We start from the raw sequence: 17,888 nt of genomic DNA, 5'->3' as shown, positions 1-17,888 counted from the left end.
CTCTGTCGAAATTAATCGGCAGAGGACTTTCCTCGGTATGGGCTATGAGGATTTTTATAAATTTAAAGGTCGTAATACCTGAATCGCTTCAGATTCCTTTTGTCCGATATACTTAAGTGTTCCGTATATTCCGGCGAGGATTGTGAGCGCTATAGCTATGTAGAAAACGTTCCTGCCTTCAGTTATCTGGTAGAATAGGGTTGCTACCGACCAGCCAAGTCCTGTGCAATATACCGCCATTACTGCCGAATAGAACGATCCCATTTCCTGTTTAGTTGCTCCTATTACCGCTAAACACGGGAAGTACATGAGCACGAAGAGCAGGTACGCAAAGGCTGAGAATATTGTGAAGTTTGCTGCAATATGTTTGTAAACAGTTGAGCTTGCGCCAATTTCTTCAGATACCGTGTCGCTATCTGCGGTTACTAGTCCTATTCCTAGTAAGTCAAAAGAACTTACTATTCCAACAAGGCCATCTTTAATTGAAGTAAATGCTTCATCAATTGATCCACTGAAATCGAGTCCGGTTTCTTCCTCTTCTACTGCTCCGCCATCTTCTGCTTCCTGCATATCAAGCGAAGAGTATAAAGAGTTTACGGTTCCGACGATTGCTTCTTTTGCGAAAAGTCCTGTGAAAAGAGCAACCGATGCAGGCCAGTTTTCTTCAGATATCCCCATTGGTTTAAATATTGGGGAAATAGACTTACCTGCGTAAGCAAGTACTGACGCTTGTGAATCTTCATTGCCAAATGAAATTTCGCCGTTTTCAATACCGATAGAATTTAACATGCTGAGAACAAACACTGCGCTGACAACGATAATCCCTGCGCGTTTGATAAATCCGTTCAAACGTAACCATGCACTTTTGAATACCGCGCTAATGCGTGGGGTATGGTAGAGCGGCAGGTCCATTACAAAGTGAGATGGAACGCCTTTGAACAATGTGTTCTTAAGCAGGAATCCTGTGAAAATTGCCATAAATAATCCGGACAGATAAATCAGGAACACAGCCAGTCCCGAGTATGAGCCGAACAGTGCTACACAAAATAGTGCGTATACAGGCAGGCGTGCGCCACAAGACATAAATGGTGCCATGAAAATAGTCATGAAACGGTCGCGTTTAGAGGTAAGGGTTCTTGCCGCCATAACAGCGGGAACAGTACAACCGAAGCCTACAACCATGGGGATGAATGCAGAACCGGGTAAACCAATTTTGCGCATGAAACGGTCTGCAACTACGCCAACTCTAGCCATGTAGCCAAAGTCTTCGAGAATCGCCAAGGCTAGGAACATGAAGAATACGACAGGTATAAAGGTCGCTACGGTCTGTATTCCAGCACCAATACCTCCGGCAATGACTACGTTTAGCCATTCGGGAGCGCTTATGCTCTCTAGTGCTGCGGTTGGAATATCTACAAAGATAAGCCCTGCAATAATATCAAAGAAATCAATAAAGACTGATCCTAAACCAATTGCAAACCAGAAAGTAATGAACATTGAGACAAGGAAGATAGGAATTGCCGCAAAACGGTTCATAACAATGCTATCAACTTTGTTAGTAAAGTTCTGACTACGATCCTTTTTTTCTTTGACGATTTTATCGTAAATGGAATCAATGAATGCGTACTTTTTCACCGTGTTCATGACATCCTGCTTGGTGGCATGGTAATCATGTGGGGGTAAGTGTTTAGCTTGTTCTTCGATTGCTTCCACAGCATTTTCTACTGATTCTTTATCCACAGCAATTACAGGAATGACAGGAAGTCCGAGCTCCTTACTCATTTTATCAATGTCTATTTCCAGACCTTCTTTTTCAGCAACGTCCAGCATGTTGAGCAGAACAATTATTTGATCAGTGTGTTCCTTCAGATCCATTGTTAGGAATAGATTGCGGGAAATATTGGTTGCATCAACCACATTAAGAATCAGATCGTATTCCCCTTTACGAATAACACGCTCTGCAACCTTCTGATCTTCGGTGTCAGGGCTGAGATTGTAAGTGCCCGGTAAGTCAACAAGCTCTACAGAACTTCCTTGCAGTGGAAAGGTTCCTTCAATTTTTTCTACAGTAACTCCTGGCCAGTTACCAACTTTTTGGCTGGAACCTGTAAGTGCGTTGAAGAGAGTGGTCTTACCGCTATTTGGAACACCGGCAATGGCGATTTTTTCAAAAATATGCATATTAAAGCTCCTTTACCTTAACTTCTTTGGCTTCATGTTTTCTTAGTGCTACTCGGCTTCCGCGAATCTGGAAAACCATGGGGTCCGAAATTTTAATGGGCGCTAGTGCTATTGGAGTTCCGGCTACAAAACCCATCTTGTTTAATTTTTGCGCATACTCCGATGATTCAATTTCGAAACCGATCACGCAGTACTCCTTGCCTGTACAAATTTCTGAAAGATTTATATTTTTAGTCATTTTAGTCTCCACTGCAGCTGTCAGTTTGCACCGCATGTTAAATCTGTTTTGTTCTTTGCTTAGCAAAAGAATGAGTGTGAAAGTCATTCTCAATTAAGCAATGTATCTTAATTCCAAAGACAAAAATATTTACAGAGGTGACAAGATACTAACTTTTTTAGTCAAGCAGCTTGTCACCATTCTCGATTATAGACATTCCAAATGGAACGACCTTTGTTGGTGTTGAAAGTCAAAATCAATTTCTTTCTAGCTGAGAAGATAAATAGGGTCAACTAAAAATAATAAATAAATTTGATTGTATGATTTGCAATGTTTTATGACTGATATGCTACTATTGTAGTTTGTCTGGCCAATTATGCTTAACACTTAGTTCTAGTTAATAAACATATTTCATGCTTCATCTTAAATCTATATAAGCGTAAATTGGGTGCTATACCGATTCAAGATCTCTCTTAGAAAGAGCAATGAGTCCCTCAAAATCTCGGGATGAGTGTATTATAAGTGGATAAGATTTCGAGACAATTACATATCTACATGTTATGGAAAGGACATAAGTCTAACTAACCCGTGTGGAGCTAAAGTATATGTCTAAAGTTGGTGTGCCGGATTCAGTTGAAGCTAGAACAGTTCAAGACTATATAGATGAAACTCCGTATTGGGCGGACGGGACTGTTGCTCCTTCATCACCTATGACTGCTATGCAGTGGAGAATCTGGTTTTTAGCTTCAGCGGGTAAATTTTTCGAAGGGCTTGTCGTTTTTATGACTGGAGTAGCTCTACCGCTTATTGTGCGCGAGTTTAATCTTGGAGCATTTGAGAAAGGGGCGGTCAGTGCGGCCTCTTTATTTGGTATTCTGGTTGGCGCATCTGTTCTTGGCGGCCTTGCGGATCATTATGGCAGAAAGAAAATGTTTATCGTGGAGATGATTCTTTTTGCAATCTGTTTGATCTTTTTGGTTTTAAGCACCAGCTACACAATGCTGGTGATCTTTCTTTTCGGAGTAGGCCTTGCTCTCGGTTGCGATTACCCCACAGCCCATATGATTATTTCGGAAAGTATCCCGAGTGTGGATCGCGGAAGGCTTGTGCTTAGTGCATTCGCATTTCAGGCGGTTGGCGCATTGTTCGGTACTGCTATTGGTTATCTTATTTTATACAAAAACCCGGAACTTACAGCCTGGCGCTGGATGTACGGAACAGCAATTATTCCCGCAGTGCTTGTGGTTATCGGACGATTTTTTATTCCTGACAGTGGGCACTGGCTGGTTTCAAAGGGGCGTATTGAAGAGGCGGAAGACGCATTAAGAAGGTTGCTTCACCGTGAACCCAAATATCCGACCCATATAAAAATAGCCATCCCCGAAACTAAAGATAGTAATGGCGATGAGATCAAAGCTGGGAGTTATGCGGATTTATTCAAACCAAAGAACATCAAAGCTACGATCCTTGCTTCGGTTCCGTGGTTTATTCAGGATCTCAGTACTTACGGAATTGGAATTTTTACACCTACTATTCTTGGCTCTGTTCTCGGAGCGAAAGCTGTTCATGCCCGCAACGTGGCTGACCTTATTCAAAATGATATGATTGCGGCAAAGGGGGCAGCTTTTATTGATGTCCTCCTAATAGTAGGAGTGCTTTGTGCTGTTATACTAGCTGATAAGGTTGGTCGTATTAAATTACAGGTCTTTGGTTTTATTGGCTGTGCTGCTGGATTATTCCTTGCTACACTGTCGATGGGAGCAAGTCCTGAAATGAAAATGGCGTACCTATTTAGCGGTTTTATGCTGTTTAGTTTTATGACGAATGTTGGTCCAAATGCGATTACGTATCTCATCGCAGGTGAAGTTTTTCCAACGAAAATACGTGGTAAGGGGGCAGGTTTTGCAGCTTCTTTTGCAAAGATAGGCGCTGTCGCAACAGCTTTCTTTTTCCCGTTTCTGCTAAAGGATTTCGGAACGGAGGCAATTCTCTATTTCCTAGTAGTTTGCTCTCTCTTGGGAGCTGTAGTTACGTGGTTCTTCCGAATCGAAACAAGCGGTATGAACCTAGAAGATTTAGAATAGTTTCCTTGTATATTTTGACTATTGCTTAATTCTATCATGTGTCTTCTGGTGTTATTTTTCTCCGAATGCTAGCGAGCAATTCATAGGCAGACTTGACTCTGGTCGCATCTATATCAGGTAATATTCGTAGGATTATGGCTTCTTCATTTTTGCGAACCTGATTCAGAATGTTTTGACCATTGTCTGTTAGTTTAACTAGTTTGGACCGTTTGTGACGTGGATTATCTAAGAATTTTATTATGTCTTTTTTTTTCAGTTCATTGACTACAGTCTGTACGAATTGGCGTGAAGCCTTCATAGTATAAGCAATGTCTGGGACAGTTGTCTGCCCAAGTTCTAGTAGAGTGTTTGCCAGTCTGATTTGAGAGGTGCGCATTCCCGCTTTTTCATGAACTTCATCTATTATTTCTGATAATATAGCTTCCATACGAATTATTTCTTTGAATAAAGTATGTAACTCAGCACCTGATGAATTGTTTTTTTTCATAATTAAAGCCATTTCCGTACGTTGTTGCGATATTTTTTATAATCTTCACCAAACGTTCTGACAAGATACGCTTCTTCTTTGGGAATGACATAGTATGAAATATATAAGGTCATTGGCAAGACGGAGATTAGTATCCATACGCTGTCTACTGCAACCCCCAGTCCCAAAATAATCGAAATTAAGCCTATGTACATAGGGTTGCGACTGTATTTATGCGCTCCGTCTGTTACCAGTCGTGATACTGGCATGTTCGTAGGCACGTTAACACCCAGTGACCGAAAGCGTCCATGTCCCCACATCATGAAGGTAATACCCATTGCGAGGATAATTATTCCTATGATGAATAGTGTTAATTCGTTTCCAACGATAATTGGCCATGGAAAAAGTAGCTCAAGGAAGATGCTAATTGCTAAACAACTGAGGAAAACAGATGGTGGCATAATTTGCACACCAGCAGAATCCTTTTTGATGACGTTGTGTGTTGTTTGATTTTTCATTGTAACCTTCTTGGTTGATGTTGTTTGTTTCAACTTATATGTCATTTTGGAATGTAAGTTGTCAAGTTGGAGTGTTGATTGTCAGTATTGTAGCATGAATGACATTTTTTCTTGAAGTGCACTACGATTCTTGATTTACATTTACTATTGCATTTAATGATATTTTTAGGAGGGGATGGTTGCATTAGAATTTAATGTGCTTATATCTTAGTAACGTGAACTTAATTTAGATGTGAAAATATATTATGGAGATTTGAATGCACGAAGTTAGCATGGGCGGAACTCTAAGAGATTACCTGAGCGGCGAAGAAATGGATGAAACTACGTATGAAGAATTTCGTCAGGTTTTAGCTAAGCTTCTTGTGGAAGAACACGGTTATCCTAAAGAATCACTAAAGGCGAAAGTTGATCTTTGTTTTGATATTGATGGTGCAGAAATGTGCCGTATGATCGACCTGGTCATTTCCGATACGGCGGGTCTTCCCATTCTTCTCGTTATGTTCTGTGCTGGCGATGTGGGAAGTTATGAGCGCGAAGCGGTATGCGCAGGTAAGCTTTTTCAGGGTGGCCCCGTTCCATATGTTGTTATTACTGATTCTATGGATGCGTTTCTGCTTGATGCTATTTCAGGAAAGACTATTGCTCATGGAATGAGATCTATTCCCGATTATAAGGATCTTCTTCATATGGTAGCGGATTATAAAAGAGAACCACTGCCTGCTGAACGACGAACTAAGATAGAACGTATTTTCTACACATATACGGGTTTTTTGCAGGGCACATGTTGCAGCGATTCCTGCTCCTTGCCTCCTATTAATAAGATAGAGCTAAAAAGAATGCCTAAGACTGAAAATAGATTGAAAATGAAAAAATAGTAATCCTGATCATTATTTGAAACAAAAGCTCATTATTAAAAGCTTTTGATTACTAAATAGTAGTTACGAATTGAAAAATAAAAGGTCCGAAATTCTGCATTAGCAAAATTTCGGACCTTTTTATTTGGATAAGTATCTATGTGCTTCAAGCTTAAATGTTAGACCAGCACAGTTTGAGATGCTCTTTGTCCATTTTAGCTGTTACAAACGCAACTCCGATTGCAAGTAAAAGGGATACTGGCAGAGCCACTACGTTCGGGTCAACCCACTGTAGTAACCATACCCATGATCCTTTGGTCGCGTTGGTAACGAGTGTATCCTGACCTGTAAGAATTTTACAAAGCCCGATGACCTTTGCTTCCTTCGCATGAACGAAGAGGAGCCAGAACATGGAAGCACTGAATCCGCCGACCAGCGAAATTTTAGCAGCTAGCTTTGTCATGCCTTTCCAGTACAGTCCGAGAACGTAGATGGGAAGGAATGACGCGGCACATAGTCCGAAGAAGAATGCCGTTGCGCGCGCTATGATGGACGGAGGAAGAACCCATGCCCATGCAATGGCTGCAAGAAGTGTTATTGCTACACCTATGCGGGTGATCTTAACTGATTTTTCGCTGGAAACTTTTACGAATCTTTCGAAGAAGTCTCTGCCTAGAGCAGTTCCACCTACATGGTACTGTGAAGATAGGGTGGACATACCAGCTGCGAGCATTGCTAAGAGGAATAGAGATGAGAACCATGAAGGCATCATCTGCTCAATGTACATGGGGATAATCTTATCCATGTTTCCGCCAGCTACTGCGATGGATATCTTACCGAGTGACTTATAGAAAACAGCGTTAGAAAGCGCACCGACTGTGAAAGCTACACCAGTCATGAGCGGGATGAATATTCCACCATATAGAACGGCGCGGTTAAGTTCGCGGTCTGAAGGTACTGTCATGAATCTAACTGCTAGCTGTGGCTGAGCGAGAACCCCGACACCAACACCGTAAACGATGGTTGTGTATATGACGAGCCAGAGAGGAGTTCCGAAACGTGCTCCTTGCGTCCAGCCTATCATTCCACCTTTTTGGAGTTTTTCCGGCATTAGATTCATCATGTCCGTTAAGGTCTGATGAGCTTCTGTTACGCCTCCAAGCATTACGTATGTACCTATAAGGAGGATTATCATCATGACTGCCATGATCAATCCCTGAAATGCATCGGTATACATAACAGCTTTCATGCCGCCTGTTATAACGTAAACCGCGAGAATCAAACTAATGATGATTAGAGCTGTACCGTAAGGAATACCGAAAGAAATTTCCATCATGCGAGAAATTCCGATAAGAACTGCTGCCGCATAGATTGGGATGAACAGGAATATGATTCCGCCCGCAAAACCCTGAATGAATCTAGAATCATAACGTCTGCCGAGAAGCTCGGGGAAGGTATGACTTTCTAGTGCTAGTCCCATGCGCCTGGTTCTTTTTCCAAAGAAAACCATTGCGATGAAAACACCGACTACGATTGTGGCAAGGGTGAGCCATAGAAGTGGGAAGCCGAAAAGTCCGGCTGCGCCGCCGAAACCGATGATCGCTGAAGTAGATACGAAAGTTGCACCGTATGACATTGCCATGATGAATGGGTTCATCTGCCTGCCAGCAAGCATGTAGTCGGTGGATTTCTTGGTGGACTGCCATCCCTTAAAACCAAGGTAGAAAATTACTGCGAGGTAAATGGTGATAATGACAATTTTAGTAACCATCTATTTGTCTCCTTTCTTGACATCAATAGTTACTGCCGTTGCATCTGGTTTACCTTTTTTGTTCCAGTTGAGAATGCCGTAAGCAACACATCCAAGTGAAGCAAATAGGCACAACCAGAAGACCATTGCGATCTCAACGCTTCCTAAGCCTAACATCATGATGATACCCCCAAAATGTTATTTTTTTAAAAAACAGATTGTTTTGAATAAAGTTTCATTTTCTGTCGACAGGCTCAAGTAGGGATGACGGCATAAAAAAAGGCCGCGAGCTTAGAGCCTGCGGCCTTAGGTGAAAACTCTTTCAATTTGCATTTACGCGAGCGAACACCACCAAGCCACAGGGCTGGTAAATATAAAATAGCTAAAAAAGAAAAATATTGGGCTATTGGTGTTCATTGAGTAAATTTGTAAATGAGCATTTACTTATTGTCAATATTAAAGGTAGTTCTTTCATTAAATGTCTAAAAAATTTCAAATGTGTAAGCTTCAGGAAGTATGTATCCGTATAAAAGTATATTTTGGGTTGTAATTTTGATACTTTATAAGGCAAATAAAGGGGTATGAGTGAATAAGATTCTGTAATAGTGCAACTTTTTTTGCAGATGGTTACTGTTTTAGAGAATTACATAAATGGAAAAAGTAAAACTGATGATAATTACCTGTTTTTTATAAAAGATGTATGGACTTAGTGTGTTAGGGATGGAATAAATAATTAAACGATTTATACTTTATGACATTCAAATTTCTTTATTAATCAACGGTTCAATGGGATGAGGAGGCTTTAGGATGGATATATTGGAGCTGGTAACTAATAGAGACCCTAACGAAAGGGAATTTCATCAGGCTGTGAGCGAGGTTTACGATTCTATCAAGCCTGTGCTTGATCGTAATCCTGAGTATCGTAGTGCAAGTATTCTAGAGCGCATTGTTGAGCCGGAGCGTGTTATAATGTTCCGTGTTCCCTGGGTTGATGATGAGGGTGATGTCTTCGTTAACCGCGGATTCAGAGTCGAGATGAATAGTGCAATCGGTCCATATAAGGGCGGACTTCGTTTTCATCCATCTGTAAATCTAGGTATTTTAAAATTTCTCGCTTTTGAACAGGTATTTAAGAACGCGCTTACTTCACTCCCTATGGGAGGCGGTAAGGGTGGTTCTGACTTTGACCCTAAGGGTAAGTCTGATAACGAAGTTATGCGTTTTTGCCAGAGTTTCATGCTCGAGCTTTCACGTCATATCGGACCTAATACGGATATTCCTGCTGGTGATATTGGCGTTGGCGCCCGTGAAATTGGTTACCTGTTTGGAATGTATAAAAAGGTTCGCAATGAGTTTACCGGAGTTCTTACCGGTAAGGGGTTAAATTGGGGAGGAAGTTTAATTCGCCCTGAGGCTACGGGTTATGGAGCTGTGTATTTTGCTGCGGAAATGCTCGCAACAAAGGGTAAAACTTTTGAAGGTACAACCAGCCTTGTTTCTGGAGCTGGTAATGTTGCCCAATTTGCAATGGAAAAATTGATTGAGCTTGGCAGTAAGCCTGTCACTTTTTCTGATTCATCTGGTTATATATATGATGAAAAGGGCGTTGATCGCGAAAAGCTTGATTATCTCATGAATCTCAAAAATGTTCGTCGTGGGCGCGTCAGTGAATACGCGGATAAATACTCTGAAGCAGTATATGTTCCTATCGATCACGATTCGGACCACAATCCACTATGGGATCATAAAGCTGACTGTGCTTTCCCTTGTGCGACACAGAATGAAATTAATGCTAAGGATGCAGCTAATCTTGTTGCAAACGGTGTGACAGCCCTTTCTGAAGGCGCGAATATGCCGACAACTCCTGATGGTGTTAATATATTCCTTGATAACGGGTTGCTTTACGGTCCCGGTAAGGCTGCCAATGCCGGTGGTGTTTCAGTTTCGGGCTTAGAAATGAGCCAGAACAGTATGCGCCTTGGATGGCCTAGAGAGGAAGTTGACCAGAGACTTAAAGTCATCATGAAAAATATTCACAAAACCTGCATGGAAACTGCAGACCAATACGGAACCCCGTTTAATTACGTAAACGGCGCAAATATAGCCGGTTTTGTAAAAGTTGCTCAGGCAATGCTTGATCAGGGTATTGTATAAAAAGTTTCTTCATAATAATCACACCCAAAGGGCGGATTGCGTTTTTCGCTTTTCGCCCTTTTTTGTGGAATAAATTTTAATTCGGGCGGAAAGGTTATGGATACTAAGTATATGTTTACTGGAAAGCAGACTCGTAAATTCAGTCTCTATCATGACCTTATGCAGGTTAAGGTTAGAGAGATACTTTTGATATCCAGTCCTTATGATGCCTGGGTTATGGAAGAAGATAGTAAAATTTCAGAAAGGATTGTCAGTGAGTATCGAGGGCTTAACCTAAGTAGCCCCCCACGGCTGACGTGGGTTTCGAATATTGATGAGGCTCTTGAAGTTTTAGGCTGTAATTGCTTCGACCTCGTAATCATCATGCCACATCTATCTAATATGAATTGTTTTGATATGGGCAGAAGGATCAAAGAAAAAGTTCCGGGGCTTCCGGTTGCAATGCTCAGTCATCGTCAGGTCGGGGCATCTGATATTGAGCATATGCATGGGGTTGATCGTGAATTCGTTTGGTCCGGTGATGCTGAACTGCTGGTCGCAATGGTTAAGAATTTAGAAGATATGCTGAATGTTGAGCATGATACTGAAGCTGTTGGAATTAGAGTAATTATTGTTGTTGAGGATTCGCCTAGATATCTGGCCTCCTTTTTACCTATCCTTTATAAGGAACTTGTCCGGCAGACTCAGGCATTACTTGAGGAGGGGCTAAACTCTGAGCACAGGCTTTTGACCATGCGTGCGCGCCCTAAAATCCTGACTGCAAGCACATACGAGCATGCTTTAGAGCTGTTCAAAAAGTATGAACCATATATTCTTGGCGTTATTTCTGACGTCAGATTCCCCAAAGAAGGCAAGCTTTACGGACGTTCTGGAATAGAGCTTTTGAAGGAAATTAAAGCTCAAAGGAAAGATATTCCATTGCTGCTAGCCAGCAACGAGCCTGATAATGCTGAGCGGGCTGTACTAATTCCAGCGTATTTTGTTGATAAAAACTCACCTGACTTGATGTCGGAAGTTCGAAGTTTCGTTACAGAACATCTTGGGTTCGGGGATTTTGTCTTCCGCGATTTGGATGAAAATGAAATATCCAGAGCATCAAGCTTGTACTCATTAGAGAAAATTCTTCGTAATATTCCACAAGATATTTTTAAACGACACTGTGAAAAGAATGATTTTTCGCGCTGGTTTTATGCAAGAACGGAGATTAGGCTGGCGAATAAAATACGTCCTTTGAAAGATGCGGATTTCCCTGACGTTGAAACGCACCGCCAATATTTACTAAAGCTCATTGCTGCAAGGCGCAGACGCAGGCAGCAGGGCGTTCTTGTTTCGTTTAATCCAAAGGACTTTGATCCGCAGACAGAATTTTTAAAAATCGGTTCGGGATCTCTTGGCGGTAAGGCTCGTGGGTTGGCTTTTATTTGCTCAATGCTCAACCGGAATCCGTGGATGCATGAAAAGCATTCGGAAATGAAAATATTTGCTCCAACGACTTTGACCATTGGAACATCCGGCTTTGATGATTTCATGGAAATGAATAACCTCTCCTACCTTGCGTCCGCTGATGTGGACGATAAAGAGGTTGCGCAAATCTTTTCAGATGCATTCTTTCCCGGCTGGATCGAAGCTCAGCTCTGGGCATATTTACATGAAGTTAAATATCCGTTGTCAGTTCGCTCTTCCAGTCTTCTCGAAGATGCCCAGTATCAGGCTTACGCTGGGTTATATAGCACATACATGATTTCAAATGATCATCCTGATCTCGAAAAAAGGCTTTCGCAGCTTGTGGATGCAATCAAACTTGTATGGGCATCCACATATTATAAAGCTCCCAAATCATTTTCTCAGCGAGTGAATCAGCGAACTGATGAAGAAAAAATGGCTGTAATTATTCAGAAGGTAGCAGGGCAGCAATATGGTGATTACTTTTTCCCTGCCATTTCAGGTGTAGGTCAGTCCTACAATTATTATCCATTCGGGAAAATGAAGCCGGAACATGGCGTTGCATCAATCGCCTTGGGGATTGGTAAGTCTGTTGTTGATGGTGAGCAATGCTTAAGATTTTCTCCGCGCTACCCTAAAGTTCTACCGCAATGTCCGACAATTGCTGACTCTCTGAAAAATGCGCAAACTACATTTTATGGCCTTAAAATGGATGGCAGTGAAATAAGGACTTTGCATGATGGTGCTAATCTAGAGAAGCTGAATATCGCAGATTTTGAAGAGATCCCGCCTGTTCAGATGCTTGCATCAACTTACGATGTGCAGGAAGGACGCATCAGAGATACAGCCTCTGTACCGGGGCCGAAGGTAATCTTGTTCGCGCCAGTGCTAAAACACAAATCCATTCCGCTTTCGTCCGTTTTGAAGGATGTTCTCCTGCTTGCCGAAAACGGTATGGGCGGACCTGTTGAAATCGAATTTTGCGTTAATATGTATGATGATGGGCGTAAGCCTGAATTTAACCTGCTGCAAGTCCGGCCCATGAGTGCGCGAGCAGATTTGAATCATGTGAATATCACTGATGATGATTTGAAACGGGCTGTTTGCATTTCAAGCCATGCCCTTGGTAATTCTGAGAAGAATGATGTTGAGGATGTCCTTATAGTAAGGCCGGATGTTTTTGATATAGCAAAGTCCCGGGAAATAGCGCTTGAGATAGCTAAATTTAATGGCAAGCTGATGAAGAATGACCGCAAATATCTTTTAGCTGGACCGGGGCGCTGGGGTTCTGCTGATCATTGGCTTGGAATTCCAGTTGAGTGGCCCGACATTTCTGGCGTTTCAGCCATAGTCGAAACTTCGGTTGAAAGTCTAAAGGTTGAGCCTTCTCAGGGGTCACACTTTTTCCATAATATAACGACACTTGGTATCAACTATTTCATGGTGTCGGATAAAGCCGACAACAAAATGGATTGGGAATGGTTTTCCGAGCAGCCTGTCGTGGAAGAGGGAGAGTATGTGAATCACATAAGATTACCGGCTCCTTTAGGTATTAAAGTAGACGGTAGAAGTTCGCAGGGAGTTGTTCTGCCGGTAAAGGGGAGCAGTGAATATTGCTTGCTGAAAGATTGTGAATAGCAGGAAATTATGAACGGAAAGTGTAGGGCATTAAAAAGGGGAAAGCTTATTAGGCTTTCCCCTTTTTTTATCTATCGTGCTTATGTGGGATTCCGAGAAGATCGCGTTTTGCTCTGCCTCTTTCGTAGAGGAACTTCTGGAAGGTATCCATGTATGTGTAGAACACAGGGGTCAGGTAAAGCGTTACAACTTGTGAGAGGATAAGTCCACCCACGATTGCAAGACCCATTGGCTGTCTTGCCTGCGCCCCTGCTCCGAGTCCTAGAGCAATCGGCATTGCACCTGCGATGGCTGCAATTGTGGTCATCATGATAGGCCTGAACCTTTCGAGAGATCCTTTAATTGCCGCCTGTTCAGGTGTGAGATTGTCTTTTTCCTCAGCTTCCAGTGCGAAGTCAACGACCATGATTGCGTTCTTCTTAACGATACCAATCAGCATGATAACCCCTACCACTCCGAAAAGATCTAGATCCTTACCGAATAAGGTCAGGGTTAAGAGCCCGCCGATTGCAGCTGATGGAAGTCCTGAGATAATGGTAATCGGCTGAATCCAACTTTCATACAGAATACCGAGAATAATGAAGATGATAAATATCGCAATCATGAGCAGGAAGAAAACGCTGCTCATGGATTTCTGGAATTCGTCGGCAGTTCCTTCGAAGTTTGAAACAACTGTATCCGGCAGAAGTTCTAATGCCAGCCCATTGATGGCCGTTGTTGCATCACTTAATGAAAAACCGGGGGCTATATTAAATGAGTAGGTAACCGAAGGCAGCATGCCTGTGTGGTTAACCTGCAAAGGGCCGGGTTTTTCTTCAAAAGACGCAATGTTATCAAGTCGGACAAGCTTTCCATTTTTGCTTTTAACATGCAGCTTCATCAGATTGCGCGGATCTTTTTTATGGAATGGAAGCACTTCGAGAATAACCCAGTACTGATCCGTATCTCCATAAATGGTTGAGACCTTACGCTCCGAATATGCAGAGTTCAGGGTGTTCTCTATGTCGTGAGCTGTGACCCCGTAATAGGAAGCTTTGTCTCTATCAATTTTGACCCAAAGCTCAGGATTGTTATCAAGTAGATCTGAGTTTACACCCGTCAAAAATGGAATAGAGTGAAGAGCCTGCTCAAACTTTGGCGCAATGGCGAACAGCTCCATTTGATCAGGTGCTTGAATTGTATACTGATAAAGGTTCTTAGACGTTTTAGCTGTGAGCCTGATCATGGGCGGATTTTGAATCCATGTAACAATTCCCGGATCATTATTAAGCTTTTGCATCAAAGATCTAGCAACTTCGTCCGCGGTCATTTCGCGCTCTTTTGGTGGCACAAGCATAGGGAAAATAAAACCCTGATTGAGCACTGGCACACCTGCGACAATAATCACATGCTTAATATTTTCATCAACAGCAAGAATAGGCTCCAAAGCTCTAATATGCTTTTTCATGGACTCGTAGGAAATTCCCTGCTTGGCCTGCGCAAAACCCTGACAGTAACTCATGTCATCGGTTGGCAGGAATCCTTTAGGAATAACCATAAAGAAATGGATGGTTGCAAGTAGAATCAGTCCCGCTACGCCCATGGTCATCCGGCGATGACGCATTACAAAATGGAGTGAGCGTTCGTAGTTGCGTAGTAGAAAATCGTTAAATTTATCAGGCTCGTTAATCTTGCTTCCCGGTTTCAGAAGACGGCTTGCGAGCATGGGAGTCAGTGTTAGTGACACCACTCCAGATGCAAGAATGGCGACTGTGATCGTCATGGCGAATTCATGCAGAATGCGTCCGATGATACCGGACATATACATCAGCGGGATGAAAACAACCGACAATGACAACGTCATGGAAACAATGGTGAAGGTAATTTCTTTTGCGCCCTCGAGAGCCGCCTCATAAGGTTTTTTACCCATTTCCAGATGGCGCACGACGTTCTCGATCATAACAACGGCATCATCCACCACGAATCCGACCGAAAGGGTCAAGGCCAGTAGCGAAAGGGTGTCCAGAGAATAACCCAGCACAAACATAATGGCGAAGGTGAAAATAATCGAGACCGGAACCGCAATTGCGGCAATGAGAGTTGCGGAAATATTTTTCAGGAAGAAAAAGATAACACATATAACAAAGAAGACAGCAAGGAGCAGGGTTTCCTGCACATCATCAACGGCTTCCTTAATTGGGATTGAACGGTCATATAAAACGTTCATATCGATTCCGGCAGGAATTTGCTGACGGATAGTCGGGAGCATACTGAGGATTGTTTCACAAACCGCAATTGTATTGGAACCCGGCTGTTTTTGAATTGCGATGATAACTGCGCGTTTACCGTTGACCCATGATCCTGTTTTGTCGGCTTTAATTGAGTTTTCGACTGTTCCAATGTCAGATAGGCGCACTGTCCTACCATCTTCAGATTCGAAAATCATCGGTAGAAACTGCTCAGCTGTTTTGAGCTGGCCGGTAGCTTCAATGGTAACAGATTGCAGCTTGTTATCCAGAGTACCTACAGGCTCTTTAACATTCTGTTCCGCGACAGCCTGACGGACGGTGTCAATATCAATGCCACATGCTGCAAGTTTTTCGGGGTTAACACGAACCCTTACCGCAAGCTTGGATTCACCATATACGACAACTTTTGAAACACCGCTGACCATAGAGATGGAGTCGGTAAGAAATGTCGTGACGTACTCATTAACCTTGTAGATAGGCATAGAGTCAGACCAAAGCGCCATGTATAGAACAGGGTCGTCAGCAGGGTTTACCTTTTCATAGTAGGGCGGTTGCGGGAGGTCGGAAGGCAGATTTCCGCTAGCACGGGAGATAGCTGCCTGAGTGTCAGACGCGGCCCCGTCAATGTTACGGTCCAGATCGAACTGTAAGGTTACGAGAGTCTGCCCAAGTGAGTTTACGGAACTCATTGTGCGTAGTCCCGGCATGGACGTAAATTCTTTTTCAAGTGGCGTGGCAACAGATGACGCCATTGTAGACGGACTACCACCGGGGAGAGTCGCCGTGACCTGAAGCGTCGGGAATTCAACAGCCGGAAGGTAACTTACAGGCAGTTTAAAATAGCCGACGATACCGAAAAATACCATTGCTATAACCACAAGAGTGGTCATAACTGGTCGTTTAATAAATACCTCTGTTACATTCATGGCTATTCACCGGCTCCGGCAGTTTTGCTCTTCGAGTTATCTGCTGATTTACCTGATGAGGGTGCCCTGCCTGTCGAGTTTGTTTTGTCGCCTTTCACTTTGACTACAGCACCGGGAAACAGTCTCAGCTGTCCGTCGGTGATTATTTCTTCTTCACCTGTGAGTCCTGCCGTAACGATATCCATTTTGCCGGACCTGCGGTCAATCTCGATGGGCCGCATATCAACTGTTTTATTCTGGTGCATCACCCATACAAATTTTCCCTCCGGTCCATCGCATGTGGCCTGCATAGGTATTTGCACAACATCTTCTTCAAAAAGTTTGAGCATAACTTCTACATAATTACCGGGCCATAGAGAACGATTGGCATTCGTGAAGGTCGCCTGCATCCAGACTGTGCCGCTTTTTGTATCAACATTGTTATCAATAAAAGTAAGCTTGCCTGCATCACGGGAACCTTGCCCTTCGGAAATAGCTAGAACTTCGAGGGTTGCATTGGCGGAGTATTTTTGAACCTTAGCCAAGTATTTTTGGGGAAGATAAAAATTAACGGCTATCGGAGAAATTTGATTGATCACTACGAGTTCATCTTTGTTCTCTTCAATTAGATTTCCCGCAGTTGGGAAGATGTACCCAGTCAGGCCATTAATCGGTGATTTGATGAAACAGTAATTAAGGTCATTTTTAGCGTTAACAAGCTTGGCCTGAGTTACGGCGATTAGGTCACTTGCGGTCTTCATTTCAAGCCGCTTTTGTTCGAACTGCTCAGCACTAACAACTTTACGTCTCACAAGATCGCGATAGCGGTTGTAATCCCTTTTAGCTTGTTCATACTTTGTGTTGTCTGAAGCAAGTTCTGCTCTCAGCTGGCGTATGCTTGCTTCGAAAGGAGCCGGGTCCATCGTGAATAATTGTTGCCCAGCTTTAACTATATCTCCATTTTTAATGGCAATTTTGCTTAAATATCCCGTTACCCTTGAACGTACTGTGATTGTGTCAATGGCCTTAACTGTGCCAATTGCTGTTATATAGTAAGGCGTTGGTTTTTTGATTGCCTCACCTGTTGTAACTGGAGCCGCTGGGATTTGGTGAGGGGCTTCTTTATCTCCTCCGCATCCTTGAAATGACAACATCGCAATGATTAGAATCGCAGTGTATATGCAAGATATGAAATATCTTCTTGATTTGATGGAGGAAATTGAAATCATTAGAGCAAGCTCCTTGCGCAGGTTTTATTTATCACTCTCAATACCTTAAATACTCCAAATTTAAAAGGGTATTAGTTTAAGAAAGGGGTTAAAAAACAGGTGTGAATTTATTTCTTTAATAACTTGAGGGCTGGTAGATTTACATGCAAGAACATGATTACTTTTTAGTTTATAAACAGTAGTATTTAGATGTAACACCCTAATAAATAAAGATAAATATA

General features: G+C 42.6%; 12 protein-coding genes. 4 read left to right on the top strand and 8 right to left on the bottom strand.

What is annotated here, in order from left to right:
• Positions 1-54: 54 nt before the first annotated feature.
• Both feoB and BR06_RS0113115 read right to left on the bottom strand, forming a co-directional pair.
• Complete coding sequence (gene feoB, locus BR06_RS0113120) at positions 55-2,181, bottom strand: ferrous iron transport protein B (RefSeq protein ID WP_031483783.1); 2,127 nt, start codon at positions 2,179-2,181, stop codon at positions 55-57.
• A gap of 1 nt (position 2,182) precedes the next feature.
• Positions 2,183-2,419, bottom strand: coding sequence for a FeoA family protein (locus BR06_RS0113115; RefSeq protein WP_031483781.1), 237 nt, complete (start codon positions 2,417-2,419; stop codon positions 2,183-2,185).
• A gap of 584 nt (positions 2,420-3,003) precedes the next feature.
• Here BR06_RS0113115 and BR06_RS0113110 point away from each other — a divergent pair.
• Positions 3,004-4,482, top strand: coding sequence for an MFS transporter (locus BR06_RS0113110; protein ID WP_051677098.1), 1,479 nt, complete (start codon positions 3,004-3,006; stop codon positions 4,480-4,482).
• Between the two features lie 34 nt (positions 4,483-4,516).
• Here BR06_RS0113110 and BR06_RS19825 read toward each other — a convergent pair whose 3' ends face one another.
• Together BR06_RS19825 and BR06_RS0113100 are read right to left on the bottom strand one after the other, a co-directional pair.
• Complete coding sequence (locus BR06_RS19825; protein ID WP_156952708.1) at positions 4,517-4,909, bottom strand: MarR family winged helix-turn-helix transcriptional regulator; 393 nt, start codon at positions 4,907-4,909, stop codon at positions 4,517-4,519.
• A gap of 62 nt (positions 4,910-4,971) precedes the next feature.
• On the bottom strand, positions 4,972-5,409 hold the full coding sequence (locus BR06_RS0113100) for a methyltransferase family protein (protein ID WP_169738246.1): 438 nt from the start codon (positions 5,407-5,409) through the stop codon (positions 4,972-4,974).
• A 314-nt stretch (positions 5,410-5,723) separates the two neighbouring features.
• Between BR06_RS0113100 and BR06_RS0113095 the strand changes: the two genes are divergently transcribed.
• The gene (locus BR06_RS0113095; RefSeq protein WP_051677096.1) at positions 5,724-6,341 is read left to right on the top strand and encodes a type I restriction enzyme HsdR N-terminal domain-containing protein; all 618 of its coding nucleotides are present in this window, start codon (positions 5,724-5,726) and stop codon (positions 6,339-6,341) included.
• A 151-nt stretch (positions 6,342-6,492) separates the two neighbouring features.
• Here BR06_RS0113095 and BR06_RS0113090 read toward each other — a convergent pair whose 3' ends face one another.
• The gene (locus BR06_RS0113090; RefSeq protein ID WP_031483772.1) at positions 6,493-8,091 is read right to left on the bottom strand and encodes a sodium:solute symporter family protein; all 1,599 of its coding nucleotides are present in this window, start codon (positions 8,089-8,091) and stop codon (positions 6,493-6,495) included.
• Complete coding sequence (locus tag BR06_RS20545; protein ID WP_169738245.1) at positions 8,092-8,250, bottom strand: symporter small accessory protein; 159 nt, start codon at positions 8,248-8,250, stop codon at positions 8,092-8,094. It abuts the gene before it with no gap.
• Positions 8,251-8,877: 627 nt separating this feature from the next.
• Here BR06_RS20545 and gdhA point away from each other — a divergent pair.
• Both gdhA and BR06_RS0113075 read left to right on the top strand, forming a co-directional pair.
• A complete protein-coding gene (gene gdhA / locus BR06_RS0113080) occupies positions 8,878-10,224 on the top strand; it encodes an NADP-specific glutamate dehydrogenase (protein WP_031483770.1) in 1,347 nt (448 codons plus the stop codon).
• Between the two features lie 96 nt (positions 10,225-10,320).
• Entirely contained in the window at positions 10,321-13,305 is a 2,985-nt protein-coding gene (locus BR06_RS0113075) for a PEP/pyruvate-binding domain-containing protein (RefSeq protein WP_031483768.1), read from the top strand.
• Between the two features lie 67 nt (positions 13,306-13,372).
• Here BR06_RS0113075 and BR06_RS0113070 read toward each other — a convergent pair whose 3' ends face one another.
• Together BR06_RS0113070 and BR06_RS0113065 are read right to left on the bottom strand one after the other, a co-directional pair.
• Entirely contained in the window at positions 13,373-16,459 is a 3,087-nt protein-coding gene (locus BR06_RS0113070; protein ID WP_031483766.1) for an efflux RND transporter permease subunit, read from the bottom strand.
• Between the two features lie 2 nt (positions 16,460-16,461).
• Positions 16,462-17,667, bottom strand: coding sequence for an efflux RND transporter periplasmic adaptor subunit (locus tag BR06_RS0113065; RefSeq protein ID WP_051677095.1), 1,206 nt, complete (start codon positions 17,665-17,667; stop codon positions 16,462-16,464).
• Between the last annotated feature and the right edge of the window lie 221 nt (positions 17,668-17,888).

Origin of the sequence: Maridesulfovibrio frigidus DSM 17176 (genome assembly GCF_000711735.1) — a bacterium.
Classification (GTDB): Bacteria; Desulfobacterota; Desulfovibrionia; order Desulfovibrionales; family Desulfovibrionaceae; genus Maridesulfovibrio; species Maridesulfovibrio frigidus.
The sequence above is the reverse complement of the archived record's forward strand: the minus strand, read 5'-3'. Positions and strand labels throughout refer to the sequence as shown.